This window comes from Ferrovibrio terrae (assembly GCF_943371255.1).
In the GTDB taxonomy this organism is placed as follows: Bacteria; Pseudomonadota; Alphaproteobacteria; order Ferrovibrionales; family Ferrovibrionaceae; genus Ferrovibrio; species Ferrovibrio terrae_B.
Genome location: NZ_CALRUC010000001.1, coordinates 39139 through 65297, shown reverse-complemented (window position 1 = coordinate 65297; position 26159 = coordinate 39139). Strand labels below are relative to the sequence as shown.

General features: G+C 62.2%; 47 protein-coding genes and 2 tRNA genes. 27 read left to right on the top strand and 22 right to left on the bottom strand.

The window, feature by feature from the left end; genetic code table 11:
* The first annotated feature begins 32 nt into the window (after positions 1 to 32).
* The 3 genes from lon to AAG799_RS00435 all read left to right on the top strand — a co-directional run bounded on the left by lon (position 33) and on the right by AAG799_RS00435 (position 2974).
* A complete protein-coding gene (lon, locus tag AAG799_RS00445) occupies positions 33 to 2447 on the top strand; it encodes an endopeptidase La (protein ID WP_341893800.1) in 2415 nt (804 codons plus the stop codon).
* A 29-nt stretch (positions 2448 to 2476) separates the two neighbouring features.
* Positions 2477 to 2749, top strand: a complete 273-nt coding sequence (locus AAG799_RS00440) for an HU family DNA-binding protein (RefSeq protein ID WP_144069354.1) — start codon at positions 2477 to 2479, stop codon at positions 2747 to 2749.
* A gap of 150 nt (positions 2750 to 2899) precedes the next feature.
* Positions 2900 to 2974: transfer RNA gene (locus AAG799_RS00435), tRNA-Val, on the top strand.
* Positions 2975 to 3016: 42 nt separating this feature from the next.
* Here AAG799_RS00435 and AAG799_RS00430 read toward each other — a convergent pair.
* From AAG799_RS00430 to AAG799_RS00340, 19 genes are all read right to left on the bottom strand, one after another.
* Positions 3017 to 4258: a site-specific integrase gene (locus tag AAG799_RS00430; RefSeq protein ID WP_341893799.1), complete on the bottom strand. Its 1242-nt coding sequence runs from the start codon at positions 4256 to 4258 to the stop codon at positions 3017 to 3019.
* A gap of 24 nt (positions 4259 to 4282) precedes the next feature.
* The gene (locus AAG799_RS00425) at positions 4283 to 4597 is read right to left on the bottom strand and encodes a hypothetical protein (RefSeq protein ID WP_341893798.1); all 315 of its coding nucleotides are present in this window, start codon (positions 4595 to 4597) and stop codon (positions 4283 to 4285) included.
* 44 nt (positions 4598 to 4641) lie between these two features.
* Positions 4642 to 4899 (bottom strand): hypothetical protein, encoded by a 258-nt coding sequence (locus AAG799_RS00420; protein ID WP_341893797.1) that lies wholly within the window; start codon positions 4897 to 4899, stop codon positions 4642 to 4644.
* A gap of 4 nt (positions 4900 to 4903) precedes the next feature.
* Positions 4904 to 5911, bottom strand: a complete 1008-nt coding sequence (locus AAG799_RS00415) for a hypothetical protein (protein ID WP_341893796.1) — start codon at positions 5909 to 5911, stop codon at positions 4904 to 4906.
* Positions 5872 to 6246: an HNH endonuclease signature motif containing protein gene (locus AAG799_RS00410; RefSeq protein WP_341893795.1), complete on the bottom strand. Its 375-nt coding sequence runs from the start codon at positions 6244 to 6246 to the stop codon at positions 5872 to 5874. Before AAG799_RS00410 ends, AAG799_RS00415 begins: the two co-directional genes overlap by 40 nt.
* Positions 6246 to 6509, bottom strand: a complete 264-nt coding sequence (locus AAG799_RS00405) for a hypothetical protein (protein ID WP_341893794.1) — start codon at positions 6507 to 6509, stop codon at positions 6246 to 6248. Before AAG799_RS00405 ends, AAG799_RS00410 begins: the two co-directional genes overlap by 1 nt.
* 50 nt (positions 6510 to 6559) lie before the next feature.
* Entirely contained in the window at positions 6560 to 7141 is a 582-nt protein-coding gene (locus tag AAG799_RS00400) for a hypothetical protein (protein WP_341893793.1), read from the bottom strand.
* Positions 7138 to 7440 (bottom strand): hypothetical protein, encoded by a 303-nt coding sequence (locus AAG799_RS00395; RefSeq protein ID WP_341893792.1) that lies wholly within the window; start codon positions 7438 to 7440, stop codon positions 7138 to 7140. The genes AAG799_RS00400 and AAG799_RS00395 overlap by 4 nt, the downstream gene beginning before the upstream one ends.
* Positions 7437 to 7970 carry a hypothetical protein gene (locus AAG799_RS00390; protein WP_341893791.1) on the bottom strand — a complete coding sequence of 178 codons (534 nt, stop codon included), beginning with the start codon at positions 7968 to 7970 and terminating at the stop codon, positions 7437 to 7439. The genes AAG799_RS00395 and AAG799_RS00390 overlap by 4 nt, the downstream gene beginning before the upstream one ends.
* Before the next feature lie 20 nt (positions 7971 to 7990).
* A complete protein-coding gene (locus AAG799_RS00385) occupies positions 7991 to 8431 on the bottom strand; it encodes a hypothetical protein (protein ID WP_341893789.1) in 441 nt (146 codons plus the stop codon).
* Positions 8432 to 8434: 3 nt separating this feature from the next.
* Positions 8435 to 8854 (bottom strand): hypothetical protein, encoded by a 420-nt coding sequence (locus AAG799_RS00380; protein ID WP_341893788.1) that lies wholly within the window; start codon positions 8852 to 8854, stop codon positions 8435 to 8437.
* Positions 8854 to 9834, bottom strand: coding sequence for a phage recombination protein Bet (gene bet / locus AAG799_RS00375; RefSeq protein WP_341893787.1), 981 nt, complete (start codon positions 9832 to 9834; stop codon positions 8854 to 8856). Before bet ends, AAG799_RS00380 begins: the two co-directional genes overlap by 1 nt.
* Positions 9835 to 9838: 4 nt before the next feature.
* Positions 9839 to 10351: a siphovirus Gp157 family protein gene (locus AAG799_RS00370; protein ID WP_341893786.1), complete on the bottom strand. Its 513-nt coding sequence runs from the start codon at positions 10349 to 10351 to the stop codon at positions 9839 to 9841.
* The gene (locus AAG799_RS00365) at positions 10351 to 10674 is read right to left on the bottom strand and encodes a hypothetical protein (RefSeq protein WP_341893785.1); all 324 of its coding nucleotides are present in this window, start codon (positions 10672 to 10674) and stop codon (positions 10351 to 10353) included. Before AAG799_RS00365 ends, AAG799_RS00370 begins: the two co-directional genes overlap by 1 nt.
* Positions 10675 to 10741: 67 nt before the next feature.
* The gene (locus AAG799_RS00360; RefSeq protein WP_341893784.1) at positions 10742 to 11044 is read right to left on the bottom strand and encodes a hypothetical protein; all 303 of its coding nucleotides are present in this window, start codon (positions 11042 to 11044) and stop codon (positions 10742 to 10744) included.
* A gap of 17 nt (positions 11045 to 11061) precedes the next feature.
* Positions 11062 to 11418, bottom strand: coding sequence for a hypothetical protein (locus AAG799_RS00355; protein WP_341893783.1), 357 nt, complete (start codon positions 11416 to 11418; stop codon positions 11062 to 11064).
* Positions 11415 to 11543: a hypothetical protein gene (locus AAG799_RS00350; RefSeq protein WP_341893782.1), complete on the bottom strand. Its 129-nt coding sequence runs from the start codon at positions 11541 to 11543 to the stop codon at positions 11415 to 11417. Before AAG799_RS00350 ends, AAG799_RS00355 begins: the two co-directional genes overlap by 4 nt.
* On the bottom strand, positions 11540 to 11944 hold the full coding sequence (locus AAG799_RS00345) for a hypothetical protein (RefSeq protein ID WP_341893781.1): 405 nt from the start codon (positions 11942 to 11944) through the stop codon (positions 11540 to 11542). The genes AAG799_RS00350 and AAG799_RS00345 overlap by 4 nt, the downstream gene beginning before the upstream one ends.
* Before the next feature lie 2 nt (positions 11945 to 11946).
* Complete coding sequence (locus AAG799_RS00340; RefSeq protein ID WP_341893780.1) at positions 11947 to 12252, bottom strand: hypothetical protein; 306 nt, start codon at positions 12250 to 12252, stop codon at positions 11947 to 11949.
* Positions 12253 to 12444: 192 nt separating this feature from the next.
* Between AAG799_RS00340 and AAG799_RS00335 the strand changes: the two genes are divergently transcribed.
* A complete protein-coding gene (locus tag AAG799_RS00335) occupies positions 12445 to 13170 on the top strand; it encodes a hypothetical protein (RefSeq protein WP_341893779.1) in 726 nt (241 codons plus the stop codon).
* Here AAG799_RS00335 and AAG799_RS00330 read toward each other — a convergent pair.
* Positions 13133 to 13606: a hypothetical protein gene (locus AAG799_RS00330; RefSeq protein ID WP_341893778.1), complete on the bottom strand. Its 474-nt coding sequence runs from the start codon at positions 13604 to 13606 to the stop codon at positions 13133 to 13135. The two genes, AAG799_RS00335 and AAG799_RS00330, sit on opposite strands and share 38 nt — an antisense overlap.
* Positions 13607 to 13753: 147 nt before the next feature.
* Positions 13754 to 14323, bottom strand: coding sequence for a hypothetical protein (locus AAG799_RS00325; RefSeq protein WP_341893777.1), 570 nt, complete (start codon positions 14321 to 14323; stop codon positions 13754 to 13756).
* 87 nt (positions 14324 to 14410) lie between these two features.
* Between AAG799_RS00325 and AAG799_RS00320 the strand changes: the two genes are divergently transcribed.
* From AAG799_RS00320 to AAG799_RS00215, 22 genes are all read left to right on the top strand, one after another.
* Positions 14411 to 14638: a hypothetical protein gene (locus AAG799_RS00320; RefSeq protein WP_341893776.1), complete on the top strand. Its 228-nt coding sequence runs from the start codon at positions 14411 to 14413 to the stop codon at positions 14636 to 14638.
* Positions 14635 to 15078 carry a hypothetical protein gene (locus tag AAG799_RS00315; RefSeq protein ID WP_341893775.1) on the top strand — a complete coding sequence of 148 codons (444 nt, stop codon included), beginning with the start codon at positions 14635 to 14637 and terminating at the stop codon, positions 15076 to 15078. The genes AAG799_RS00320 and AAG799_RS00315 overlap by 4 nt, the downstream gene beginning before the upstream one ends.
* Positions 15075 to 15461: a hypothetical protein gene (locus AAG799_RS00310; RefSeq protein ID WP_341893774.1), complete on the top strand. Its 387-nt coding sequence runs from the start codon at positions 15075 to 15077 to the stop codon at positions 15459 to 15461. Before AAG799_RS00315 ends, AAG799_RS00310 begins: the two co-directional genes overlap by 4 nt.
* Entirely contained in the window at positions 15439 to 15747 is a 309-nt protein-coding gene (locus AAG799_RS00305) for a DUF2312 domain-containing protein (protein ID WP_341893773.1), read from the top strand. The genes AAG799_RS00310 and AAG799_RS00305 overlap by 23 nt, the downstream gene beginning before the upstream one ends.
* On the top strand, positions 15744 to 15962 hold the full coding sequence (locus AAG799_RS00300; protein ID WP_341893772.1) for a hypothetical protein: 219 nt from the start codon (positions 15744 to 15746) through the stop codon (positions 15960 to 15962). The genes AAG799_RS00305 and AAG799_RS00300 overlap by 4 nt, the downstream gene beginning before the upstream one ends.
* Complete coding sequence (locus AAG799_RS00295; protein WP_341893771.1) at positions 15955 to 16797, top strand: phage Gp37/Gp68 family protein; 843 nt, start codon at positions 15955 to 15957, stop codon at positions 16795 to 16797. The genes AAG799_RS00300 and AAG799_RS00295 overlap by 8 nt, the downstream gene beginning before the upstream one ends.
* Positions 16794 to 16916, top strand: coding sequence for a hypothetical protein (locus tag AAG799_RS00290; protein WP_341893770.1), 123 nt, complete (start codon positions 16794 to 16796; stop codon positions 16914 to 16916). Before AAG799_RS00295 ends, AAG799_RS00290 begins: the two co-directional genes overlap by 4 nt.
* A complete protein-coding gene (locus AAG799_RS00285) occupies positions 16913 to 17293 on the top strand; it encodes a DUF3307 domain-containing protein (RefSeq protein WP_341893769.1) in 381 nt (126 codons plus the stop codon). The genes AAG799_RS00290 and AAG799_RS00285 overlap by 4 nt, the downstream gene beginning before the upstream one ends.
* A gap of 27 nt (positions 17294 to 17320) precedes the next feature.
* Positions 17321 to 19213 carry a DNA cytosine methyltransferase gene (locus AAG799_RS00280; protein ID WP_341893768.1) on the top strand — a complete coding sequence of 631 codons (1893 nt, stop codon included), beginning with the start codon at positions 17321 to 17323 and terminating at the stop codon, positions 19211 to 19213.
* Positions 19210 to 19416: a GcrA family cell cycle regulator gene (locus AAG799_RS00275; protein ID WP_341893767.1), complete on the top strand. Its 207-nt coding sequence runs from the start codon at positions 19210 to 19212 to the stop codon at positions 19414 to 19416. The genes AAG799_RS00280 and AAG799_RS00275 overlap by 4 nt, the downstream gene beginning before the upstream one ends.
* 4 nt (positions 19417 to 19420) lie before the next feature.
* Positions 19421 to 19942, top strand: coding sequence for an HD domain-containing protein (locus AAG799_RS00270; RefSeq protein WP_341893766.1), 522 nt, complete (start codon positions 19421 to 19423; stop codon positions 19940 to 19942).
* Complete coding sequence (locus AAG799_RS00265) at positions 19939 to 20175, top strand: hypothetical protein (protein ID WP_341893765.1); 237 nt, start codon at positions 19939 to 19941, stop codon at positions 20173 to 20175. Before AAG799_RS00270 ends, AAG799_RS00265 begins: the two co-directional genes overlap by 4 nt.
* A gap of 38 nt (positions 20176 to 20213) precedes the next feature.
* Positions 20214 to 20555, top strand: coding sequence for a VRR-NUC domain-containing protein (locus tag AAG799_RS00260; protein ID WP_341893764.1), 342 nt, complete (start codon positions 20214 to 20216; stop codon positions 20553 to 20555).
* Positions 20555 to 20884 (top strand): hypothetical protein, encoded by a 330-nt coding sequence (locus AAG799_RS00255; protein WP_341893763.1) that lies wholly within the window; start codon positions 20555 to 20557, stop codon positions 20882 to 20884. The genes AAG799_RS00260 and AAG799_RS00255 overlap by 1 nt, the downstream gene beginning before the upstream one ends.
* Positions 20881 to 21489 carry an MT-A70 family methyltransferase gene (locus AAG799_RS00250; RefSeq protein WP_341893762.1) on the top strand — a complete coding sequence of 203 codons (609 nt, stop codon included), beginning with the start codon at positions 20881 to 20883 and terminating at the stop codon, positions 21487 to 21489. Before AAG799_RS00255 ends, AAG799_RS00250 begins: the two co-directional genes overlap by 4 nt.
* Positions 21486 to 22628 carry a site-specific DNA-methyltransferase gene (locus tag AAG799_RS00245; protein ID WP_341893761.1) on the top strand — a complete coding sequence of 381 codons (1143 nt, stop codon included), beginning with the start codon at positions 21486 to 21488 and terminating at the stop codon, positions 22626 to 22628. Before AAG799_RS00250 ends, AAG799_RS00245 begins: the two co-directional genes overlap by 4 nt.
* On the top strand, positions 22625 to 23014 hold the full coding sequence (locus tag AAG799_RS00240; protein WP_341893760.1) for a hypothetical protein: 390 nt from the start codon (positions 22625 to 22627) through the stop codon (positions 23012 to 23014). The genes AAG799_RS00245 and AAG799_RS00240 overlap by 4 nt, the downstream gene beginning before the upstream one ends.
* Positions 23014 to 23205, top strand: a complete 192-nt coding sequence (locus AAG799_RS00235; RefSeq protein ID WP_341893759.1) for a hypothetical protein — start codon at positions 23014 to 23016, stop codon at positions 23203 to 23205. The genes AAG799_RS00240 and AAG799_RS00235 overlap by 1 nt, the downstream gene beginning before the upstream one ends.
* Positions 23202 to 24041 (top strand): hypothetical protein, encoded by an 840-nt coding sequence (locus tag AAG799_RS00230; RefSeq protein ID WP_341893758.1) that lies wholly within the window; start codon positions 23202 to 23204, stop codon positions 24039 to 24041. The genes AAG799_RS00235 and AAG799_RS00230 overlap by 4 nt, the downstream gene beginning before the upstream one ends.
* Positions 24031 to 24807: a hypothetical protein gene (locus tag AAG799_RS00225; RefSeq protein ID WP_341893757.1), complete on the top strand. Its 777-nt coding sequence runs from the start codon at positions 24031 to 24033 to the stop codon at positions 24805 to 24807. Before AAG799_RS00230 ends, AAG799_RS00225 begins: the two co-directional genes overlap by 11 nt.
* Before the next feature lie 67 nt (positions 24808 to 24874).
* Entirely contained in the window at positions 24875 to 25363 is a 489-nt protein-coding gene (locus AAG799_RS00220) for a hypothetical protein (protein ID WP_341893756.1), read from the top strand.
* Positions 25354 to 25587, top strand: coding sequence for a KTSC domain-containing protein (locus tag AAG799_RS00215; protein ID WP_341893755.1), 234 nt, complete (start codon positions 25354 to 25356; stop codon positions 25585 to 25587). Before AAG799_RS00220 ends, AAG799_RS00215 begins: the two co-directional genes overlap by 10 nt.
* 190 nt (positions 25588 to 25777) lie before the next feature.
* Here the strand turns inward: AAG799_RS00215 and AAG799_RS00210 are convergent, their stop codons facing one another.
* Complete coding sequence (locus AAG799_RS00210; protein WP_341893754.1) at positions 25778 to 25975, bottom strand: hypothetical protein; 198 nt, start codon at positions 25973 to 25975, stop codon at positions 25778 to 25780.
* Positions 25976 to 26039: 64 nt separating this feature from the next.
* On the opposite strand from AAG799_RS00210, the gene AAG799_RS00205 reads away from it, so the two are divergent.
* A tRNA-Met gene (locus tag AAG799_RS00205) sits at positions 26040 to 26114 on the top strand.
* Positions 26115 to 26159 lie beyond the last annotated feature (45 nt).

The window sequence follows — 26159 nt, the reverse complement described above, 5'->3', positions numbered from 1 at the left end:
TTACTCTGCCGCCCTCCAGGATGAAGCCACGCATGTTTACATCACCTCGCGCCCAAGTTTTCCCCGTCCTGCCGCTGCGGGACATTGTCGTCTTTCCGCACATGATCGTGCCGCTTTTTGTCGGCCGCGAGAAGTCTGTGCGGGCGCTGGAAGATGTGATGAAGGACGATAAGCAGATCCTGCTCGTCGCCCAGAAGAATGCCGGCCAGGACAATCCCAATCCGGAAGACATTCACGCCGTCGGCACCATCGCCTCGGTGCTGCAGCTGCTGCGTCTGCCCGATGGCACCGTGAAGGTGCTGGTCGAGGGCAGCCAGCGCGCCAAGATCGTCAAGTTCAACGAGAACCCGGACTTCTTCCAGGTCCAGGCCGAAGTTGTCACCGATGACTCCGGCGAAGGTCGCGAGACCGAAGCGCTGTCGCGTTCGGTGATCAACCAGTTCGAGCAGTATGTGAAGCTCAACCGGAAGATCCCGCCCGAGGTGCTGGTGTCGCTCAATCAGATCGACGATGCCTCCAAGCTGGCCGACACGGTCGCCTCGCATCTGACCATCAAGATCAGCGACAAGCAGGAACTGCTCGAGATCGCCAACGTGGTGGAACGCCTTGAGCGCGTCTACGCCATGATGGAAGGCGAGATCGGTGTGCTGCAGGTCGAGAAGAAGATCCGCTCGCGCGTGAAGCGCCAGATGGAGAAGACCCAGCGCGAGTATTACCTGAACGAACAGCTTAAGGCGATTCAGAAGGAGCTGGGCGAGGGCGAGGACGGCCGCGACGAAGTGGCCGAGATCGAACTGCGCATCAAGAAGACCCGGCTGTCCAAGGAAGCCCGTGAAAAGGCGATGGCCGAGGTCAAGAAGCTGCGCTCGATGAGCCCGATGTCGGCCGAAGCCACCGTTATTCGCAACTATCTCGACTGGCTGCTGACGATCCCGTGGTCGAAGCGCAGCAAGGTCAAGAAAGACATCAAGAACGCCGAAAAGGTGCTGAACGACGACCATTACGGCCTGGAGAAGGTCAAGGAGCGTATCCTTGAATATCTCGCCGTGCAGCAGCGTTCGGGCAAGCTGAAGGGCCCGATCCTGTGCCTGGTCGGCCCGCCCGGCGTCGGCAAGACTTCGCTTGGTAAATCGATTGCCCGTTCGACCGGCCGCAACTTCGTGCGTGTGTCACTCGGCGGCGTGCGCGACGAAGCCGAGATCCGTGGCCATCGCCGCACCTATATCGGCTCCATGCCCGGCAAGGTCGTGCAGTCGATGAAGAAGGCGAAGACCAACAATCCGCTCTTCCTGTTCGACGAGATCGACAAGATGGGCCAGGACTTCCGTGGCGATCCGTCTTCGGCGCTGCTGGAAGTGCTCGACCCCGAGCAGAACAGCACCTTCAGCGATCACTATCTCGAGGTCGATTACGACCTGTCGGATGTGATGTTCATCTGCACCGCCAATTCCTTGCGCATGCCGCAGCCGCTGCTGGACCGCATGGAGATCATCCGCATCCCCGGCTACACCGAGGATGAGAAGGTGGAGATCTGCAAGCGCCACCTGATCGAGAAGCAGATCGAAGCCGCCGGCCTTAAGAAGGGCGAGTGGGCGATCACCGACGAAGCTTTGCGTGATCTGGTGCGCTATTACACCCGCGAAGCCGGCGTGCGCTCGCTGGAGCGCGAGCTGGCCAACCTGACCCGCAAGGCGGTGAAGGAAATCCTGTCGAAGGGCGTGAAGACCATCAAGATCACGTCGAAGAATCTCGACAAGTATGCCGGCGTGCGCCGTCATCGCTATGGCGAGGCCGAACTGGAAGATCTGGTCGGCACCGTCACTGGCCTGGCCTGGACCGAAGTGGGCGGCGAACTGCTGACCATCGAAGCGGTGATGCTGCCCGGCAAGGGTCGCATGACCATCACCGGCAAGCTGGGTGAAGTGATGCAGGAATCGGTGCAGGCCGCCCGGTCCTTCGTCCGCGCCCGTGCGGTGTCCTTCGGCGTCAAGCCGCCGATCTTCGACAAGCGCGACATCCATATCCACGTGCCGGAGGGTGCAACCCCGAAGGACGGCCCCTCGGCCGGCGTGGCGATGGTGACCTCGATCGTCTCGGTACTGACGGGTATCCCGGTCCGCAAGGATGTGGCGATGACCGGCGAAGTCACCCTGCGCGGCCGGGTCTTGCCGATTGGTGGCCTGAAGGAGAAGCTGCTGGCCGCCCATCGTGGTGGCATCAAGACGGTGCTGATCCCGAAGGAAAATGAGAAGGACCTGGTCGAGATCCCTGACAATGTCAAAAAGGGTCTCCAAATCGTCCCGGTTTCGACCTGTGAAGAGGTTCTCAAGCATGCTCTCGTCGCAGAATTGAAACCAATTGAGTGGAGCGACGTTGACGATCTCAACAAACCTGCAGTGGTCGAGCCGGAAGCGGAAGGCGACCGCGAGGGTGTGGTCAAACACTGACCACTGACAGTAGTTCGGAGGGCTCCAGCGTGAATAAGCAAGATCTGATGGCCCAGGTGCGCGACACCTCGGGTCTCAGCAAGGAACAGGCCGAGCGGGCCGTGGAATCGGTCTTTGAACTCATCACCGAGGCCTTGCGCCGCGGCGAAGAGGTCAGGATCGTCGGCTTCGGCAGCTTCTTTGTCGGCACCCGGGCCGCGAGCCCCGGGCGCAATCCCCGCACGGGCGAGCGGATCGACCTGCCGCCAACCAAGCAGCCGAAATTCCGCGCCGGCAAGACGCTCAAGGAGGCGGTTGGCTGATCGCCATCGTCGCACTTCGCAATGCCAGGGCCGCACCCGACCGGGTTGCGGCCCTTTTTCGCGGATCGGCCCAGCCGGCCGGCTTTGCGCGATTGGTTCCGATCTGCTATGAACCGGCCCGTTCCCGGTTCTGACCGGAAACGGCCAGGCGGGCGATTAGCTCAGCGGTAGAGCGCCTCGTTTACACCGAGGATGTCGGCGGTTCAATCCCGTCATCGCCCACCATTTTCTTCTATTCATCACAACAATTTAGACGACAGCAGCGCGTCAGCGCTTCTCGCGCTTCGGGCCCGAGTGGGACTCTGGAGTGGGACTGTCGTTATCGTTGGCCGGCTTCACACGGTTCGCGGCGTTGTCGATGGCTTCCATCGCGTCGCGGCGCATTTCGTCCTCGATCTCGTAATAGGCCTCGGTCGTCGACAGATGCGCGTGGCGCATCAACGTCTTCGTCACCCGGGGATCCACCTTCATCTTGACCAGCCGCTGGGCGAAGGTGCCGCGCGTGTTGTGGAAGGTGTGACGGCCGGCCAGCTTCAGTTCGCGCCGGATGCGCTGCCAGGCGGCGCCGAAGGCCTTGATGGGCCGCAATCGTTTCGTCTTCGGGTCGAGGTACAGCACCAGATGATCATGGCCGGCAGCCTCGGCGCGATCGCACATCTGCTGTAGGCGGGCCATGACGGGGGGAGGGGCAGGCAGAAAGCCGTCCCGGTTTTCCTTCACGTCCTCACCGAACAGCCAGACGCCGCGATTGTCGAAATCCACCTGCTGCCGACGGAAGCCCACTGCCTCGCCCTCGCGGAAACCAAAGGTGGTGGTCAGCCAGAGCCCGTCTCGCAGGTGCGGCGGCGCCATGTCGATGGCCTGATCGGCCAGGCTGAGCGGCATCGGCCGGGGCCGGCGCTTCGGAGCATCCAACTTGACGATGCGAGGCATGACCTTCAGCAGCGGCTCTTTCGTGGCCGGGTCTTTCATTATATGGGCGAGGTTGAAGGCCGCAATCAGGGTATCGAGCATACGGTTGATGCTGGAAGGTTTTCTGATCTTGCCGCTGGGTTTGAAGAATCGCTTCCGGTCCTCCTCGATCAGATCATGCTTGGACCGATGCGGCCCGCCCAGCCAGATCTGGCCTTCCTGATCCTTCGCCCAGTCGATGTAGTCGATGATGTCCTGATCGCTGATGTCGTTGACCAGCTTGTCGGCCCGAAACTGCGGGCGGCCCAGATACTCAGCAATGTGATCCCGGGCGGAATCGAAGCCGCCCTTGCCCTTCTGCGTGGTCAGGTAAGTGGCAAAGCACTGAGCCACGGTATAGCCGGTCGGCTCCGATGGCTTCACGCCTGGTCGGTTGCGGATGGCAACGCGAGCAGATTCCTGGACCTCTTGCGCGGCACGCCTGCTGGTGACTGGAAGGCCCGTCACTGGGTCTTTGCAGTCATCCACATATCGCTGGCCGAGGTACCAGAAGTCGTACTTCCAGACCCCGCGCCGCTGATCCTTAAACACCGTCACAGCCGTCTCCCGTCTCAGGCGGCGTCAACGCTGCCCCAGAACGCCGAGGCTTTGCAAGGTTGCCATGGCGGCGTTGTGCGCGGCCGGCGATGCCTTGGAGCGGCGTTTCGGGATCGCCGCAGGCTGCGCACCGAGGGGGGCTAAGCTCCTGTAACGCACGACGCTGTCGATATAAATCCGAACCGCCCGACCGTCCTTGAAACCCTCCAGCTTGCCCAGGCGGAGCAGGCGGTACACCCGACGAATATCAGGCGCTCCGATCTCCATCTGTGCCCACTTCGCGTCGGCACTGGGGCGGAGCGGTTCATGGGGATAGACGATTCTGGCGGTCCTGAGCATTCAGATTTTCGCCTGGTGGCTCTGCATTTGCGACAAAGTCACCCCTACGTCCCCCGTTCTGGCTGGGCGGTCTTCACGGCCTTCTTCTGCTTGCCGCCCATACTGCTATGCGTCGCGCCATCGCTGTAATGGTCGACATGGAAGAACTTGCCGCACTGGTGGCATTTGATCGCGCCGGTGATTGAGACCGGCAGAAAGCCGGTTTTCAGGCCCGGAGAATTATGCCAGTCATCGAACCCATCGCATCCACAGTTGGGGCATTCTGGTGCGCCTTGAGATATAGCGATTTTGTATTCGCCCATCGCGCTACACCTCCCCCGTGGTCCGTGGCGCGGCGGCACGTTCAAAGCGGCCATCGTGAAACTCGACATATGGACGAGTCCACATCATGCCGTCCTGACCGCGATATACCACCATCTGCGTTTCGTCTGGGATAGTGCCTACAGCCTGCAATGTGGCTTGATCTGTGATCACCCGATACAGCGTTCCACGTTTCTTGTGTCGATACCATTTCTCCTCCGCCCCAGCGCCTCGCACGCTGGAGGCTTGGAGAACGACGCGAACCTGCTCAGCATAGATATGCCAGTTGTTTTCGACGTTCCTCTGAACGTGCGGATCATCAATCGGCTTGCTGAACCTTTTTGCGTAGTGATCGGCGCATAGGGCGCGACTTGAACGCTCGACATCCGCTTCGCTCACCTCTCCCGCGCGGGCTTCCGGGGTGGCGGATTGGAGGGCGCGAACGATGTTTTCTACTATGTCGGAATAGTCTGCATAGCCGCCCGGACGCGGAATGGTGCCTTTGATCGCGGCCATAACTGTTTCCCGCAAGTCCCCCACCTGTCCGGGCACCGCAGCGGGCGGCTCGGGTGAGAAATAACCGCCGCCGGAAATCGTTTCCATGTAGCCGTCATTGTCGCTCGGCTCGGCCTGCGCGCTGGGGGCGGCGTATGCGGTCAGCACGTCACGCACGATGTTGATGTACTGGTGATGCTCGCCGCGTGCAGTCAGATGCTGCCATGCAATATCGGACGTATCCCCGTTGTTCGGGGCAATCCGACGCGCGATCTTCTCCACCATCGCATCGTCCACCACCGGCTCGGCCTGCTGGGCGCGGGCAACTTCGACCAAGTGCTGGAGCGCGATTTTGTCGGCGTAGTCATAGTTCTTAGCTGTTGCTTTTGAAATGTTGCGTGGCGCCACTCCGAGTGCGCGCGTGATCATGTTCACCATGTCTCCGGCACGGGATTCCAGATGCGCCTTATCTTCATTTCTCATCGACGCATCCATCCGTTGCCCAGCGTCTGTTTCCATGGAGAGTCCTTCGAGCCAGGTAGGGGTCGACTGGATTTCTTTTTGATACCGGCATGCTTCGAGCGTTTCCGGTAGGTCGTTGATTTCTCGGCTACGTCATCTGCGTTCTTGCCCGGGAGGCACCAGCTGCAGGTGACACCGAGATTGTCTTCCCGGTTCTCACCGCCGTTGATAAGCGCCTTGACGTGCTCGCAGGTCCATTTGTCCCCGGCCTGCACCTTCCGCCCACAGATTCCGCAGCGACCCTTCATGGCCTCGAAAACCCGCAGGCGGACGCGAGGCGGTACCGGCGTGTCGTCGGTCTTGCCGACCCATTCTTCGACGCTGCGAGGCATCAGCCGGCCCCGGCGACTGGCGCGTCTGGGAAATTCTCGTCAGAAAACAATACTCTGCCGTCAGCATCACGAATCAGCACTCGATAGCGGCTTTCTCCGCAGGTGACGCCCTTGTCGGTGTCTCCATTGGCGCGGGCAAAGAAGAGTCCGCGATTGCAATCACAGCCATAATTGCCCTCGGACCATAGATACTCATGGTGCGGCTCCCATGGATTGGCGTCGTACCAATGATCTCGATAAGAACGAACCTCCGCGGTGGTCATGTCGACAATTATTACGTTTACCGTCATATCAACCTCGCATCTGGCGCATATCAGCCGGCGATCCTGGTGGCCAACGCGGCCTGTTCCACCGGGGTGAGATCCCATGCGGCGCAGACGAGCCAGAGGTCAGCCTTGCCGATCCGGCGCAGCAGCAGGGGGTCGACCGGCGGCACCGGGGCCCACTCGGCTTCCCAGAGAATGTGATAACTCTCCAGCGCCCGTTTCGGGCGCAGGTGGACAGGAATCAGTGGCACCTTGGCCACGGCGTTGTTGTGGTGGCTCGTGCGCCGGGGAAACGTGTCGCGCTGAAGCTGGACCACAGTTCGGGATGACTGGCTGCGCGGCCAGCGCTCCATGGCGAAACGCGCGGAGCCATCGGTCCACAGGTCGAGCCAGCACTGAGCGGCATCGGCCCGGATGATTGCGAGCTTGGGCAGGCCTGCGGCATCGACGCCCGCCAGCTTGACGCTCTCCAGCGCCCGGATAACGGTGCGGCCCTGGGCGATCAGCTGGTAGGCCCGCTGAATCTCCATGTCGATAGGCGCGGAATAGTGCTGGTGCGCCTTGTACTGGCGGTACAGGTCGCGGGCCTGGTTGCGGTCCACGGTGACGTCTACGGCTGCGATTGTCATGAATTACTCGCTTCTAGTCTGATGGAAGAGATGGCAAGGAACCGCTTGAAAGAACAGCCGGTTGCCTCATTGAGTGCGCGCCAAGCCTTTGCACGGGCTTTATCTCGTGAGATCGCCCGAAATTCGGAGTCGGCATAGCCATCGACTGAAACGATGAAGGTCCGGTCCTCGGTTTCCTGATCGACATATCTGACTGAATAGCCATTGGTCCGCTCGGCTTCCGCAACCAGCGGATCGCCCGGAGGCCGCCGATAGTGTGTACGGCCAGACGGTCCGACGATTTCAGCAATCTTGCTCATGCCGCTACCAATGGCAGGCGGGCCGAAGCAATCACGGCTGCGTAGTCAACCGACGGCGAGGACAAATCGCCGGCGTGGGCTTCGGCCGAGTGCGGCCACGGCGCAGCCACGGGGTCGAACATCACATCCATTTTGCCGGACAACGCTTTGAACTGCTTTGACAGTGCGCCCGCGACACGCTCGGCGTGCTCCTTATCGTCGCAGGCCATGACATCGTCCGGGCCGCGCACATGGCAGCACCAGAGGATTTCGCGTAGGAACGCCGCCTTGGCCTCGGCCGGCGCGCTCTCACGCAGGGTGACGACCGCGCTGCCGCTGCGGATATCGAGGGCGTGAACTGTGCCGTGAAGCTGATTCCGCTCTTTCGGGCTCAGGTTCCGCCACTTCGAGATCTTGAAATCGCCGAACAGGATGCCGCTGGCGGCGCCTTTCTGGGTTGAGCCGACTGAGAAACCCCTTTCGCTCAGGAAAGCCTCAGCCGCGCGCCAGGCGCTGAACTCGGTGCCGGTGTTGGTGAAGGTCTTCTGCATGCCATCCTCCATTGGAAAATTCACGCCGCCGTCCCCGTCATGGAACAGATTTCGGCGCGCAGTTCTTTGTTGGTGACGCCGGGCAGGAAGTGCTTGGCGATCAGGTCGCAGACCCGGTCGTAGAATGCCGAAAACTCAGCCTGGTCCATCTTCTCGAAGCTGATGCTGCCCGGAATGTAAGCGATCGTGCCGCCCGGCATGGTGATCTCGGTTCTGATGCCGAGGCAGACCTTGAAGGCGGCATGGAGGCTGTCCGGCGTGGGATAGCGCTCGTGGTCCAGATTCTCCCAGACCAGCCCGACCAGCGCCCAGTACAGGCGGTGATGCTTGATGTTCCTCGGCCGCTTGATCTCCACCATGACCATTTCGCCCATGCCCAGACGGGCAATGGCGTCCAGACCGGCCTGATCCACTGGCCGGAGTCCGGAAAGGTGCTTGGAGCAGATCAGGCTGACGGGCATGGGTCAGGCCATCGTTTTGAGCGCGGCGATGCACAGCGCCATCGGCGCCGTCAGGGCAACGCCGGTTTGCCTGTTGCTGATCAAACCGCGCGCGATCAGCACTTCGGCTTTGAACAGGCTGGGATCTCCGCCTTCACCGTCGTTGCCGACACGCCAAAACGCAGCACAGTCAGGGCCGTGCGCCGGTAGGAGCGTGAGTGCCGCGTCCATGCTGTCGGTGTAGCGCGGCACCAGCATGTCGCCGGCCTGCCCGGGCCAGGCGTTGCCATCGCTGTACTGGACGTCTCCGCCCTCGTAGCGCGGCGGGTGGACCGTGAAGCGCCCGATAGCGACGCCAATGGCGCAATCCAGCTCCCGCGAAGCCGCGCGGCCCTTCTCAAGGACAGCGGCCATGCCTTTCAGCGACGTTTCCCTGTCAGCCATCACGCAGCCTCCAGTTCCTTGATGCGGTTTTCGATGGCGGTCTTGATCTCCAGGGCCTCGGACTTGTTGAGGGCCCAATAGGTCTGCAGTCCGGCGCGGTTGGTCTCGCGGAAGGCGTCGATCTGCGTCGGGCTTTGCGACGCCTCGAGGAAAGCCAGAATCCGGTCCGCCACCTTGCCCAGCGGGACCATTTCGACGCTGGCGCCGGCCTCGAAGATCAGCGGGACGCTGTCCTTGGCGCTGACCAGCTTGAGGCGGTTGTCCTGCTGGTGCTGCTCGACCATCTCGCTGGCGCTCAGTTCCTCGGCGCGGACGCGGTCCATTTCCTCGGCGGCGTAAATACCGCTCAGGTCTTCCGGCCAGCCCTTACGCAGGGCCTGCGCCTCGGCGCATTTCGCGATCATGACGCGCGGCATGCTGGCCCAGTTGCCATCCACATACTGAACTTCGACGGCGCCGGGCTTGAGCTGCTTGCGCTTCTTCGGCTTACCGCTGTCGGGCCAGGTCTCGCCGGTCTCGATCCAGTCGTAATCGTCGTTGCTGGTGCCCTTGGTCTTGATTGGGGCAAACTCGTTCCAGTAGGCGACACCGACAACGGGGTGCCACTGCTTGTCCGGGCCGAGCTTGAAACAGCGCACCACGGCCTTGACCAGGCCAAGCGGGTTGGCGGGCGACTTCTCCGCCTCGTCGTAGGACAGCTCCGGCTCCTGATCATCGGGCCGGTAGTCGCCGCAGCGCGCCGCCACGGCCCGGAAGCCGTCAATGCCGGTGATGATCGACATCTTCCGCTTATCGGCATTGTCCTTGCTGTAGACCACGGCGTGGATCTGCTTGCGGAACGGGTCCAGCTTGACCCGCCGGCAGACCTCCATGAACAGGTCGAACTCGCCGGTATTGCAGTTCTTGGCGACGGTCTTCTGGATTAGGGCGAGCTGCGACCCGTTGTAGTCGCGCGGCGCCATGGCGATGACTTGGTTCATGCGGTCAGACCTTTCGGAAGGAGAGGGTGATGCCGCCGTTGCTACGGGAGACACCGGGGATGGTGCCGCCGTCCTTGAGCGCGGCGTTCAAAGCAACCTTGTTCAGTTTTGGGTCCTGCTTTTCCCAGAAGGTGGCCGGGATCAGGCTTTCGTTGTCGATGACGGCGACGCCAGGCGTGGCCCGCTTCGAGATCGTCACCAGCGAGGTCTTCACCATGGGGACGTTGGCTCGTTCCATGGCCATCAGGATGATGTTCTTGCGGGTCTCGATGCTCTGCTTGATGCGTTGCTGGCGCTTGGTCAGTTCCTCGATCTTGGTGCCGAGGCCATCCAGCAGAATCTCGTCCTCCAGCACTTCGCTGTAGACGGCGCCGATGGCCTCGTTGAAGTTGGTTTCACCCTCGATCGCCGTCAGGATCAGATCGACGTCGTCGCCGTGATCCACCAGCGCCTTGCGAAGGTCGATTGCCCCGTTGGTTTCCTGCGCGAGAACGCGGACGGCGGTGCTCTGGCCCATCAGGCAGCCTCCATCGCCAGGCAGGGAATGCCGCCGCCGACTGGGCTGGTCGGCACGCTTGGGCTGGTTGCCCAGTTCAGCGCGGCCAGCACGGCCTGATCCACGGCGTCGTCCTCATCCATGCTTTCCAGATGCAGGCGGACCATATTCATCACCGACGCCTCGTAGCCGGCGCTGACCAGCGACGCGCGGTACCACTCCAGCCGGGTGTGCACCTGGCGGAAGAAGGTTTCGGTGTCGATCCGCGTCAGGCCCCAGCTGTCGGCCAGGGTGACGTTGCTGATGCGGAAGAAGGGCTCCGCGGCCCGGGCGTTGACGTGCATTGCTTTCCCCTCTCGTGATGCCTTTGAACACGGCCGGCGGTGCCGACCGTGACCACTGGCTTCTGTGTCAGGCCGCAGCGGCTTCCGGCTGTTCAGCCGCTTTGGTTTCGGCACCTCCGACTCCGGGGGCCAGATCGGCAAGTTCGACCTGGCCGCTCAGATTGGTGGCAACAACGAAGATGCCGTGCTGGGGCGAACCGCCCACGCCGGTATTTGCGAGGATGAAGTCACCGGGTCGAAGCATTTCGGCAGCGGCATTGAAGTAGCCGTTGGTGCCGACCGTCTTGTGAGCATCGGGGGTGCTGTAGTGCCAGAGCGTGAAGCCATTGGCATAGCCGAGGACTGAAAGGGTTTTGCTGCTATAGGACATTGCCGTCTCCTGTGTGGTTAAAGAACCTGACTGTGGTGATGAGCGAGGTCTTCGCGCCGCTGGCGGGATGCCCGCTCCGCAGCACGTTCAATGCGGACCCGCTCTTCTTCCGCATCGAAGTCGATGATCTCGACATGCTGCATGGTGCCGTCGTGCCACTGGCGCATCAGCGCGACATGCTGGAAGTTCGGCTCGTTGCATTCAGCTGCCGACTCTTCCGCATCTTTCTGAGTGCTGTGGAAGCTGGCTTCCTGCTGCTTGAGCCCTGCCAACGTGGCCCGCGCCGGGATTTCGTAGACGTTGATCCACCATTCCCAGATCGGGGCAGGGCCGAGCAGGGCCTTGATGCTGCGGGCGTCGAGGGGCTTGTTCATTGGATGAGAATCCCTTCCGAGATGATGCCGAGGCCGAAAAACAGGCCAATGATCACGGCATAGGCGACCGGGGTGCCAACAAAGGCGCCGAGGCAGACGCGGGTCCAGAACTCGCGGCGTGTCATGATTGCCCCCAGTCCAGCGGATTCTCGATCATCAGCCGAGCGAGCATCGGCTGGCGCCTGCTGTTGTCCTCCAATCGCTCCAGCGCCCCGGCCAGCATGTCGGCTGACCGCGCCAGATGGCGAACCGCTGGGCTATGCTCATTGATGACGCCGCAGCCATTTGCATAGATCAGCCGGATATATCCATCCGACCGTTCGATGCGCCGTGATGTGTTGCCCGGCAAGAACACGTGCAGGTGTTCCTCATCGTATTTCTCGATGTTCGCCGCGACCCGCTGTGCACTGTTGGTGAGGGGGCAGACAGGCTTTACGCCGTAGGGCTCCACGATCTTGATGCTGCAGCCGGCAGCCAGAATGTCGTGAACCAACCGTCCCACGATCATGTGAGAAGCGATGTGCATGGTTAGGCCCCGATCTGCAGACGGGAAGGCAATGACAACCAGCACCGGGTTTCCGGGTGGGGCATCGGTTCTTCAAGCACCTTGATCTCGCGCCACGCGCTCAGCTTCGACACGGCCAGCGCGATGAAGCTGGTCTGCCAGCCGTCGCTCTCGTAGTCGGTGCAGCGCACGGAATGCGTGGCGCCATCCGGCCAGGTCGCAGTGACCACCAGCTGGGCCATTACCGGGGTGCGCTGGGCTGCGGCGATGCAGCAGCCCATCTGCTTCTGAATTTCCCAGCGGATTTCTTCGTCGGTGTAATGCGCCATGGGTTGCCCCCGTCTGTTGCCTGAAGTCATAATAGGACTATTCCTATTTCAGAAGCAATAGGAATTTTCCTATTTCTGTTCAGCGGCAGTTTTGCGGGTTGTAATTTGTCCGTGTCCGGCTCAATCGGTAACCGTGGATGAACCTTGCGCTGCTACCTTTGAGTGTCGAATCCGCAATCTGGAGGGGTAAACATGCGTAAATCGGTCAGGTTCACCGCCGACAGCTACATTTCAACCATCCTCGGAGAGATCAGCAGCAGGGGCTTGCGGATCGACCAGGATCCAGACCTGACCCGCTGGCGCGCTGCCATTACGGCCGCGCCGGGAAACCTCGGGGCCAATATCAGCTTCGATCCCGCGCACCACGACCTCGATCCTGGCGGCCCGCATTACTGGCTGCGCGTGACAGAAATGGATGGCGCTGCCAAGGGCCGCATGTCGGCCTGCATTGCGTTCCGGCTTATCGAAACCGGGAAAGGGGGCTGGATGGAGTGGCTGGCGAGCGGCAGGCTATTCAGCAGTCGCCTGCCTCCGCTGGGCCGGCCGCGCCTAGTGCATCCTGCAGATTTGAACTGGCGAGGCCGCATCGGCCACCACGGCGGCTTGTGGGTGCATCCAGAGCGCAGGGGTGAGAACTTACCATACCTGCTGACGCACCTCATCCGCGCCCTATCCGTACAACGTTACGACGTCGACCACCATTGCGGCTTGGTGTTTGATGATCTTCGCAATAGCAGAATCCCATTGAGTCGGGACGGCTACGGTTACACCCGGGTAGTCCTGTCGCTGGTCGGCTTTGTCGACGCCGCCGGCAAGGTCACCCAGATGCACACCACACACATCGATCGCCGCGGCATGGATAAGCAGATAGCGGAAGGGCCTATGGCCGCAATCGAGCCGGCGAGGGCCGCTGCTTGATGCTGGATATCTCGGCCAGGCTGCTGCGGAACAGGATCGGCCTTACAAGTGTCGCAATGCGGGTCACTTCGTTGCGAACACCGAAGAAGGGCAGCAGGGCGCGCTCGTAGATCCGCTGCGGCATCGAGACAGTGAACAGCAGAGGCTCACGCATGGCCACCACCATGCCGTAAGTCTGCTCAGCAGCAATGCGAGCCGGAAGGAAGTTCAGCGTGCCCAGGCGAATATCCTTGTAGTCGCCGCCATCCATGACGAAGGGGTGGCGCTGGAAGTCGACCATGTTCCAGTAATCAATATCGCGCGGAGTCGTATCCAGCAGGTGAACAGGCTCGGGTGCATGTAAACGCCGCAGAGTTTGAACGAAATCAACAGCATTGTGCTGGCGGGCATTATGGCGCCACAAGCCGAGAGCCAAGCTTAGCTTTGGATCGAGCATAGCGGCGTGATCAAACGGCGTTCGGTCAATTCTGACCAGGTCGTTTGGGGTCGGAACTACAATGGAATGCGCTGCATACACGCATTGAGGGTAGCCAAGTCCTAAACCGGCTGCAACCTTGTAATATTGGACAATTCTACCAGAGGGTTACTTCGCTTTCCGCGCCGTCACCGGTTGAGGATTACCCTGCGTAACCTGTGGTTTTTCGGCGGCGGCCAGCACCCTGCGCTGCAGAATCTTCTGCATCAGACCAACACGCTCCAGGGCGTTGATCGGCCGGCCAAGCGATTCCTTCAATGCTTCGCCCATTTCGAGCGCCTCTATGTCGGCATCGACGAAGGCGAGGACTTCGGAATTTGCCACGGACATACCGATGGCCATCATGTCCAGATAGTCGCGCTGTTGCTTGGTCAGTACCAGATGCTCAAAGGCCGGCGGAGCTTCGTGGAAGCCCATGAATGCAGGGCTTTTCATCGTTATACCGCCCTGCGGCCTTCGGTTTTTATCGCCGCGCAGCTGCGCCGGCTCCAGATTGAGTTTCTTTGCCAGCTCGTCGCGCACGTCTTCCGGCAGAGCCCGAGGCACGCCGCGCTCCAGAAACTGCTGCAGGTAAGAGTGGCTTCGGCCGATCGAACGAGAGACTTCCGCCATGTTGAGATCCAGGGCGGCAAGCTGTGCCCGCACCAACTGGCGGACCGGATCATTGAGAATCACCATAGGATTAATCCTATTTTATACGGCCGCCGAGGTCGCGTAGGAAAATGCCTATTGTAAAATAGGAATAGTCCTATTATGATCTCGTCCATGACCAAAACGGCACCTGATCTCCTTGAAGACGTCGAGGCATTTCTAAAGCGCCACGATATGAAGCCGACCACGCTGGGCAGACTGGCGAAGGGCGACCCGAATTTCGTCTTCGATCTCCGTGCCGGCCGGGAAGGCCGCAGCAGCACCGAGGCGACGGTTCGGGACTTCATGAACGAGCGGGATGAACAGCTCCAGTCGCGGAAGCGGCGGGCGAGGGCTGCATGATCCGGCACTTCATCCAGCGGCTGCAATTCAGCAGAACCAAGCCGGTGCTGTCCTGCGTCTCGGACCGCAACGGGCTTCCCGACGGCTTCTTCGCTTCCGTGCTGAAAGAGGCATGGCCGCACGACACGGTGAAGCACGCAGCCCGCGCCACGGGGCGCCATACCCGCACCGTTGACGGCTGGATCGCCGGAGCCGAGCCCGGCCTGGGCGACATCATCGCCCTGATGGCTGCGAGCAGCATCATCTGGCAGCGCATCAGCCAGCAGGCCGGCCATAGCGATGCCAGCAACGTCATTCTTCTCATGCACCAGGCCCAGACTCTGGCCGGCGCATTGAGTCAGCTTCTCCAGCCCCATCGGCTTCCGGCAGCCGATCACACGCGCCTTTACCCCCCCGGCGCGGTGGACAGTGCCGGGTCAGAGCGCGGGGCCGCTGCATGAGCGCGGCCCCGCAACTCGATCTTTTCACGGGCCGACGCCCAGCGCGCCGCCGCAGCTATCCCGCGACTCCCGGCTTCAAGGAGAAGGGGGGCACCAGCCAATCCGCTGCCGTCTCAATCGAGAGCCGCGCAGCCGCCGTGCGCGCCCGTGTGCTGGCAGCTTTCACTGCTGCCGGTGCTCGCGGACTCACGCCCGACGAAGCCGGCAAGCAGGTGCAGGAAGACAAGCTCACGGTGCGCCCGCGCGTCTCGGAACTGCTGCGCGACGGGCTGCTGGTGAAGACCAAGCGCACCCGGATGAACGCCAGCATGAAAAACGCGGCGGTCTATGTCGCCAGCGAACACTTCAATGGGGGAACCGATGGCCAAACTCAAGAGCGGTAACTTTTCCACGGACCAGCTGAACCAGCTGGTGGCGCGCATCGAGCGCCTGGAAGAGGAAAAGAAGGCGCTGGGCGACGACATCAAGGAAGTCTATGCCGAGGCGAAGGCGCATGGCTTCGATGTGAAGATTCTGCGCCAGGTGATCCGCCTGCGCAAAATGGACAAGGCCGATCTGGACGAGCAGGAAACCCTGCTGCAGGTCTACATGGAAGCGCTCGGCATGCTTGCGGATACGCCGTTGGGCGGGGCTGCGATGCGCGCTGCTGGCGTTGAAGCGGCGGCATGAAGCACATGCTTCCTGATTCACTGCGACAGGCGATCCTGACTGACGCCAGCGCGATTGCTGACGAAGAGATCAAGTCGGCGCAGGAGCGCGTACAGACCCGCGTTCGCGCTCGCGTCGCGCAGCTCGCCGCTACGGTGATCGAGCAGATCAGCATTGAGAAGGACCAGGACAATCTTGTCATTACGCTGAAATTTGATGGTGCCCGCCGTGGCTGAGAACAGCAAGATCGAGTGGACGGACCACACCTTCAATCCGTGGCTGGGATGCACGCGCGTTTCGCCAGGCTGCCAGCATTGCTATGCAGAAACGCAGGCAACGCGGGTCAAGCTGGTGGAGTGGGGGCCGAAAGCCAATCGCCGCCGCACAGGCGTCGACAACTGGCGCGGGCCGGTGAAGTGGAACGCCAAGGCAGAAAAGCTGGGTATCCGGTTCAAAGTCTTCTGCTCCAGCATGGCCGATGTCTTTGACGATCACCCGAGCATCCGCCCGGAATGGCGCGGTGAACTCTGGGCCCTGATCCGGGAAACGCCGCATCTGGACTGGCTGCTGCTGACCAAGCGGCCTGAGAACTGGGCGAAGTTCCTGCCCAACCGCTCGCCGCCGCCTTCGCTCCAGCACGCCCGCCTGGGCGTGACCATCGAAGACCAGCCGCGCTTTGACGAGCGCAGCCCGCACATTATCCGCGAGCACGGCCACGGCTGGCCAACCTTTGTCAGCTATGAGCCGGCGCTGGGCGCGGTTGACTGGCGCCCGGCAATCCATGCCATCGACTGGCTGATCTGCGGAGGCGAGAGCGGCCACGGCGCGCGTCCGATGCACCCGGACTGGGCTCGCCAGACGCGCGATGACTGCAACGACGCAGGTGTGCCGTTCTTTTTCAAGCAATGGGGCGAGTGGGCAAGGCTTCCGGAAGGGTCGGCTCCAGAGCCGTTCATCGACAAAGGTGCGGCCCATTTCCTGCCCGAATCAGGGAACTGGATGGCGCGTATCGGGAAGCATGCAGCCGGCCGGCATTTGGACGGCGCTCTGCACGATGCGGTGCCGGCATGAGCACGTACGATCTGTTCGCATTGGGCACCTTCATCTTCGCAGCCAATGACAAGTGGGGCTCCGCCTGGTGCTGCTTTGCGATCGCTATCCTCAGCATCATCACGGCGAGGTGGGCATGACCACCGATCTCGTCCTCTGGATCATTCTCGCGCTGACGGTGAAGCACTTCATCTGTGACTTCCCGCTGCAGGCCACGCCCTGGATGTACCGCAACAAGGGCACCTATGGGCATCCGGGCGGCCTGATGCATGCGGCTATCCACATGCTCGGCACGGCCATCGCTCTGAGACTGCTGCTACCGGAATCCACGACGATATTCCTGTGTGTCTTGGCCGACTTCGTCGCTCACTACCACATCGACTGGGCAAAGATGCGCCTTAACGCGCACTGGAAGCTCGGCCCGACCACCAGCGAAGGCTTCTGGATTCTGCTTGGCGTGGACCAGCTGCTGCACGGCCTCACCTACATCGCAATCGTCTGGGCGCTGACCCAGTAGACCTTCTGAGTTGGGGGAAGAATAAGAATGTTTCCAAGTGGAGAAATCTCCATCGACAGCTTTGCCGGCGGCGGTGGCGCCAGCGAAGGGCACCTGCGGGCCTTCGGTATCGACCCGGACGTGGCGATTAACCACGACCCGGAAGCCATCGCCATGCACCGGGCCAACCATCCCGGCAGCCGACACCTGTGCCAGTCCGTCTACCGCGCCGATCCGCGCGACGTTGCCGGCAAAGACCCGGTCGGCCTGCTGTGGGCATCGCCGGACTGCAAGCATTTCAGCAAGGCCAAGGGCGGTCAGCCGCTCAACAAGAACATCCGGGATCTCGCATGGGTGGTCGTCCACTATGCCGAACGCCTGCCGGATTGGCAGAAGCCACGCCTGATCAGCCTGGAGAATGTCGAAGAGTTCCAGCAGTGGTGCGATCTCATCCCGGTGCTGGATGCTCACGGCGAGTACGTTCTGGACGTCCACGGCCGGCCGAAGATGGTTCCCGACAAGACCAAGATCGACAAAAAGGGCCTGGGCAACATCTTCAAGCGCTGGGTGAAGCGTCTCCGCGCCCAGGGCTATGTCGTGGAATGGAAGGTGCTGCGCGCCGCCGACTACGACACCCCAACGATCCGGAAGCGGCTGTTCGTGTTGGCGCGTCGCGATGGCCGACCCATCGTCTGGCCGCAGCCGACTCATGGCAAGCCCGGGAGCCTCGGCGTGAAGGCGGGCAAGGTGCAGGCCTGGCGCACGGCGGCTGAGCTGATCGACTGGAGTCTGCCGACCCACAGCATTTTCATGGATGCGGCAGAAGCGAGGGCCTTGGGCTGTAAACGGCCGCTGGCGCCTGCGACCATGGAACGCATCGCGCGTGGCATCGACCGCTACGTGCTGCGCGCCCAGCGCCCCTTCATTGTCCGAACTGACATGGCAAGTGCTGCCGGCCGGAATGGTGTCCACGGGCTGGATGAGCCGATCCGGACGCAATCGACGGCAGGTTCCTTCGCTCTGGTTGCGCCAGTGCTGTCCTATGCCCAGCAGGGCGGGGCCAATCGGTCCCCCGAGGATCCGCTGCACACGGTAACGGCCAGCAAGAAGGACCAGAACGCTCTTATCGCCGCACACCTGACTAAGTTCCGGGCCGGCGCCGTGGGCGTCGGTATGGACGAGCCGGTTCCGACAGTGACGGCCAACAGCTTTATCAAGCGGGAAGGCGGCGCCCCGCCTATGGGCCTCGTCGCTGCCACCCTGATCGGCCGGCACAGCCTGCACGGAGATGATGTCCGCGCGGCCTCCCCCGATGCCCCGATGAATACCATCACGGCAAGCGGCGGCCCTGCGGTCGTCGCGGCCTTCCTCGCGCAGCACAACACCGGCGTAGTCGGCCATGCCGCTGACGAGCCGGTCAGCACCATCACACAGGCCGGTTCGCACCAGAATGTGGTCACCGCCTTCCTGCTGAACCAGAAGGGCGCTGACCAGCGCATGCAGGGGATGGAGCAGCCGGCGCCGACGATATGTGCCGAGGGCACCCACGCCGGCGCGGTCTATGCCTTCCTTTGCAAATACTATGGCGAGGGAGGTGTCGGCCAGGCGGCAAACGACCCGCTTCACTCGGTCACGACACTGGCGCGCTTCGGCCTGGTCACCGTGCAGATCGACGGCGAGACTTACGTCATCGCCGACATCGGCATGCGGATGCTGGCCCCGCGCGAACTGTTCCGGGCCCAGGGCTTCCGCGAGAGCTACATCATCGAGAAGGGGCTGTTCGTTATCGACGGCGCCTCCGGTGCCGTCGAATGGCGCCCACTTACCAAAGCCAGCCAGATCCGCATGTGCGGCAACAGCGTCTGCCCGCCGCTGGCCGAAGCCATCCTGCGCGCGAACCTGCCTGAGTTCGTCGCTATCCCGGAAAGGAAAGCCGCATGAAGTCCCCGTGGACAGACGAGAAGATCAAGGCGCTGACCCAGCACTGGAACGCCGGTACCAGCATCAGCGTGATCGGCACGGCCATGGGCATGAGCCGCAATGCCGTGGTGGGCAAGGCCCACAGGCTGGGCCTGCCGCGCCGTGCTGACCCGATCCATCGCGGCCCGCGCTATTCCACGCAACCCGTAACTGCGCAGGCCTGACCAGATGAATGAGCTTGCAGAACGCGCGAGAATCTTTGCCGCCGCCGCGCATGACGCGGTCGGGCAGACGCGCAAATACACCGGCATTCCATACTGGTTGCACCCTTGGTCGGTTGCTCAGCGGGTTCAGCGTGTCCGCCACACGCAGGAAATGCTCGCCGCAGCCTACCTGCACGATGTCCTTGAGGACACCAAAGTGCGGCCGATCACAATTGGAAGCCTCTTCGGCGACACCGTGCTCAGCTACGTCGATTGGCTAACTGACGCCTCGACAGGAATGGAGGCAAACCGGGCAACCCGGAAGGAGTTCGATCGCCAGCACATCGCCAAGGCACCTGCCTGCGTGAAGACAATCAAGCTGGCGGACCTGATCGACAACAGCACTTCAATCCTCACCTTCGACCCAAACTTCGCGAAGGTTTACCTGCCTGAGAAAAAACTTCTCCTGCAGGTGCTGCGAGAAGGCGATCCCATTTTGTGGAATGAAGCCAACGACATTGTTGAACAGGGGATTGCACAATTATGAGCCGCCAGACCCCCAACGAAGACATGGTCGAAGCCTACGTGCTGTTCCTGCGCAAGCTGCCGAAGCGCACCAACCACGTCTATTTCACCGGCCTGCATGCCAGCGGCGAGTGGTGCGCGGCTGCGCGCAAGGCGATGGACCGTGGCTTCGGCGCCCTGGTACAGCGCCGGGTGATGAACGCTAGCGGCGCAACGATGTTCGAGTACGTCTTCCAGCGCAACGGCACGCCATGAAGAATGTGATCCGGCGCCCAGAGCAGGACTTGCAGCGCATGGTGTGGCGGTTCTTCGAGATCGCGCTGCCCATCGGCTGTTTTGCCTTCCATGCTGCCAATGGTGGGCGGCGCGGCCGGATCGAGGCTGCAATCTTCAAGGGCCTCGGCGTGGTGGCCGGCGTTCCAGACTTCATCATCATCTGGCAGGGCCGGGTCTTTGGCATCGAGCTGAAGGCGGATAGCGGCCGGCTTTCCATGCCACAGGTGCGCACCCACCAGGCTATGACGGCGGCGGGCTGCGAGATTGCCGTCTGCCGCTCACTGGACGAGGTCGACACCGCCCTGCGCGGCTGGGGCATCCCTCTGCTGGCCCGCTTCAACACCATGGCGGCTGCCTGATGGGTAAAGCCCAGCACCAGCGCCTGCATGCCGCACGCCGCGCCGTGGAGCGCTATGACGTGGTTTACAGCGATGTGCTGGAGAAGCGCCTGAAGCGCATCATCAAGCGGCGCATTGAAGGCACCGCAGACACGGTCGAGTGCGCCATCCTGGTCGGCATTTCCAAGAACCGGCCGATCTTCCGTGTCCGTCTCGAAGTGACCACCCGGCACGATGAAACCCGGTATGTCGATTTCAATCTGGTCTTCGACAAGGCGCTCTGGCGCATCGTCACATTCCTGCCGCCTGGTTATCGCGTGCTACCCAGCCATCGCGGGGTGGCGGCATGACGCCGTTCGAGCAGGCCTGCCATGACATCGCCGCGCTGCCGCAGGGCGGCTATCGCGTTGTGTATGCCGATCCGCCGTGGAAATTCAGCGCCGGCAAGAACAAGAATCCGTCGCGCCACTATCCGACCATGCCGCTGCGCGACATCGCGGCGCTGCCAGTTGCCGGCCTGGCACATCCCGAGGGCTGCCGCCTGCTGATGTGGGTGACGCCGCCGATCCTGCTGCTGCCGTTCGGCCCGCGCGAAGTGCTGACGGCATGGGGCTTCAAATACAGCACCGTGCGGACCTGGTTCAAACTCTACAACCGGGAGAATGGCCTGTTCATCTACAACAACAGCATGTCGCGCGGTCCTGGCTACGAGGCGACCGGCGATGCCGAGTTCCTTGTGGTCGCCAAGCGCGGCCGACCGGAGCGCATTGCCGGCGGCAAACCGCGCGGCGCCATCTTCGGCCAGCGGCGCGAGCACAGCCGCAAGCCGGACTTCGTACGCGACGAGATCTGCACGCTGTTCCAGGGACCGCGCGTGGAGCTATTCACTCGCACACAGCATGACGGCTTCGACAACTTCGGCAATGAAATCGGAAAATTCGAGGCAGCGGCATGAGCGTGCGGATCATCTTGGGTGATGTGCGCGACAGACTTGCCGATCTGTCGGACGCCTCTGTGCATTGCGCAATCACCAGCCCACCGTATTGGGGCCTGCGGGATTACGGGGTGGCCGGTCAGATCGGCCTTGAGGAATCCCCTGAGGCTTTTGTCGCTGAGATGGTCGCCGTATTCCGTGAGGTCCGGCGCGTGCTGCGCCCCGACGGCACCCTTTGGCTGAACCTGGGCGACAGCTATGCAGGCTCGGGCCGCGGCGGTAACCCAACGCGGGAGTCGTCTACCTTGGAAGGCGCCCACCGCTCGCAGGAGGCCAGTATGATCAGGCGTTCACGCGGAAAAGGCGAGACTGGGACCAACGCTCGGGCCGCGGCGGTAACCCAACGCGGGAGTCGTCTACCTGCTGGCTTTCACGAAAAACAGGTGGAGGCAGGAGCGCTCGGTAGGGCGTGGGTACCACCGCCTGTCGGTCTAAAACAGAAGGATTTAGTCGGCATACCTTGGATGGTGGCTTTCGCCCTTCGCGCTGACGGCTGGTATCTGCGGCAAGACATCATCTGGGCCAAGCCGAACCCAATGCCGGAGTCGGTGCGCGACCGGTGCACAAAATCTCATGAATACCTGTTCCTTCTCAGCAAGAGCGAGCGATACCACTTCGATCAGAATGCAATCGCTGAGGCGGTTGCGGGCGACCCCAATGCACCGCGCAATCGGTGGGACACGAAGGATTATGACGTTCCGGGACAGAAGCCACAGAAGCGGCTGGCTCGAAGTGGAAACAAAGTCCGTAAGCCGGGTAGTGCTCGTGGGTGTCCTGATGGCTCACCTTCGAATGTTTGCGGGTCCGTTCCTTGGGAAGGAATCACTCGCAACAAACGGTCAGTCTGGTCGGTTGCTACCTCGCCTCTAAAAGAATCCCATTTTGCGACCTTCCCCGCTGATCTGGTCGAGCCATGCATTCTGGCTGGGTGCCCGCGGGGAGGGGTGGTGCTCGATCCTTTCGGCGGCGCAGGCACAACGGGTCTTGTAGCCGATCGGCTGGGCCGCGATGCCATCCTGATCGAGTTAAATCCAGAATATGCCGAGATGGCCCGCCGCCGCATTCAGGGCGATGCGCCACTACTGACGGAGGTGGCATGACCCGCAAACTCGCCTTCATCGTCGCTGCCGCCGCCGCCGGCATGGTGATCGCCGCCGCTGCGCTTGGCCAACATTCCCACAGCGCCAGCCCCGGCGTTTCGCAGGGCATCGGCAAGGGCCCGGATGCTGGCGACCACGACTGGATCAGGGATGATCCGCAGTACCGCATGGAGCCCGGCGGCACGCATTGCTGTGACGCCTCGCACTGCAAGCCCCTGGACGACAGCGAAGTGATTCCGCGTCATGGCGGTTATTACATCCCGCGCACGGGCCAGTTCTTCAAGGAAGGTCAGCCAGGCGTCTACCAGAGCCGCGAGTGGCGCTTCTATGGCTGCGGCTCGCCGGAGCGCCTGTGGTGCTTCTTCATCGCGCCGGGTGGCGTGTGATGAACCTCACTGACGACGAGAAACAGCGCATCGTCAAGATGGCGGCCAGCGGCTGGCCCAGCACCACCATGAACCGGCTGCTGCCGGCGACGCGATACCAGCGGGCGAGGAAAGCTCGGATCGAGGCCTTCCTGGCCGAGAACGGGCTGTCGCTACGAAGCAACCAGTACAGGGCAGGGGTAACGGTGTGAGTAAAGTCAGGCGTATCGACTTCAATCCGGATGAGTTCCTGGCCGGCGTGTTCGGACTGTTCAATCCGACTCAGTTCGCGGCCTGGTGGCTGGTCTGCACCTATTGCTATTCCGAGGGCCGTCCGATCCGCGAGGATGACCGGCTGTACGACAAGATTGCCCGCGCCGTGAAGATGCGCCGGCCCGATGTGATCAAGGCCATCGAGTATGCCGTGAGCATCGAGAAGCTGCAGCGTACCGTCGATGAACACGGGGTGTGGCTGTCTCAAAAGCGTGTCGAAAAGGAGTTGAAGGCAGCGCGAAAGCGTATCGAAGGCCCATCGAAGCCGACGCGAACAGAGCTAAAAGACCAATGCATTCAAAGGGAGGACGAAGAGGGCACAGAAATTCCCGTCGCAGCCCCTGCACTACCAACTACCACTACCAATACCAACACCATCAATAATGCAGAGAGCGCAGGCATCCCGCTGGATCGGCTGGCCATTGAGGATTTCGATTCGATCCGGGTCGAAGTCTTCGGCCCTGAACAGGCCCGTGCCTACCCCAACAGCCTCGATCTGGTGACGGCGCGCCGATGGATCGAGCAGGGGGTTCAGCGCACGACCTGGATGGCCGTGTTCCGTGCCAAGCAACTGCAGCGGCGGGCTGGTGCGCAGCGTCCCATCGACACCATGAACTATTTCGACCAGGCCATTCTCGACGCCCATGGCGCGGCCAGCCGGCCATTCCAGCCCATGGCAGCGGCTGGTGGCAGCACCATGCGCCACGACCGCACGGGCCGCGGCGCAGAGAATGGATTCGCAGTAATCATCCGGGAGGCCAACGATGGCAACTGACCTGACCAGCACGAGCCAGACCGCACTGGCCACGGCCGAGACCACCAGCATGGGCTCGCTGCTGCATCTGGAGGACAACGACGGCAACTGGCTCCCGCCGCGCGTGGTGACGGACCAGCTGCGCCTGCAGGCCCGCGCCATGCTGGCCGACATGCCGCGTCGGATGGCGCCCGCAAAACCAGAGTCGATCGCCAACTGGCTCGCCAGCCTCGGCGTGCTCTGCGCCGGCAAGATCAGCGTTGAAGACGCCAAGCTGAAAATCGCGGCCTATGTCAGCGTGCTGGAAGGTGAGTTCGAGGCCGGCTGCTACACGGAAGGCAGCCTGAAGCGGATTTACCCGCAATTCACCTGGTTTCCGGCCGGCGGGGAGATCCATGCCGCCCTGCTGCGCGAGAAGCGACGCCTGTGGGTCGAGCGCGGCCGTCTGCGCAAGCTGGCAGACGGCGACCGCGGCGTCCGCGAGGACCGCCCGCCGCCAACGCAGGAGCAACAGGATCGGGTGGCCGAGGCCATGCGCGACTCAGGATTGCTGGACCCCGGCAAGCCTGAGCGCCATCGCCGCGCCGCCCAGGAACCGATGACCGAGAAGCAGAAGGACATGCTTCGCGCCGGGCTGTCGAAGTGCGATTTCGGTGGCGGCGTGCTGTCCGATGAACAGGTTGAGTCGGCTTTCGGCGAAACGAATCACGTTTCACGTGAAACACCCGACGCCGCTGCACCGGCCGAATCTTCAAGCGGGCAGGGCGATGCCGAAGCAGCACAGTGAGGACGGGATGACCGATAAAGTGATAGAACTTCCGATCCTTAACGATCGCGGCGCCGGCGGCAATGCCATGAGCAATCGCCCCGCCGTGATCCGGGAAACCATGACTGCGGGGATTTATCAGCGCGCCATGCTGGACAGCACAGCGATCGACGTGGCCCAGCGGGCAGGCTGGCTCGGTGAAGCCGACAGCGACGAATCCAAATGGCGCATCGAGGCCGCCCTGTGGCTGCGCCGCACCTATGAGCGGGCAGGCCTGCGTCAGCGCGAGAGCGGTTCATACCAGACCCGCAGCGAAGGATCGCCCGAGATGAGCGACGTGGAAGCCTGGAACCAGAAGGTCTTCACCGACGCTGCCCGGGTGATCGGCACGGCCAACTGGCCCGCCATGCGCCAGTTCGTGATCGACGACCATCAACCACCGCCGCCGGCCCGGCAGGTGATCTGCCACCAGCTCGACCGGCTCGCCTGCCACCGCGGCATGGTCTCGCAGGATCATCCCCGCTATCACAGCCTGGCGGCGACGCTGCGGGCGGAAGGAGTCTCGTCATGGCGCTGACCAAACTGGTGATGAACCCGGTAAAATCCTCCAACCTCTCGGCCGTCGGCTACGATCCCGAGTCCAAAACCATGCGGGTCGAGTTCAACGGCGGAGCTCGCCACGACTATTCAGGCATCACGCCCGAGCAGTTCACCGATTTCATGTCGGCCGAGAGCAAGGGCAAGCATTTCCACAAGAATTTCCGCAGCCGCAGCAGCAAGCCGGTGCGCGACACCGATTGACCAGGGGTCGCGGGGAAATCTGCGTTTCGATGCGCAGCCAACCCCAACTAGGAAAAATATCTACGAATAGGACTATTTAGGCTTGCGTGCCCCAGATTTTGGGGGTATTGACTGAACCCGGGTTCATGCGGCCAAAGCGCACATGAATCGGCAGAGCGGCGGCAGGGCAACCAGGCCGCCGTTTCGCGTTTCAGCGCGCACGCGCCATCGAGGCAGCTTCGGTAAAGGCATCCATCGTGCCGACAACGACCACGCTGTGCTCCTTATCGAAGTCCAGCGTCAGGATTGTGTGCTGCTGGTAGGTGCCCTCGGCACCCGTCCGAACGAGGTCAGCATTGACGAGCACTGTGGCTCCACCGATCAGTTTGCACTTCACCATTGTTGCCATGCCATTTCCCCCTGTTTGAGGCGCCCATCATCGGCAGCCCGACGCGGATAATCAACGAAATTACTGCGGGATAGCTCAGTGGTAGAGCGCCAGACTCATAACCTGGCTGTCGCCGGTTCAACTCCGGCTCCCGCTACCAATTCCCGGCAACGGGATGGTGCGTGTTGCCAGAGCGGTCGAATGG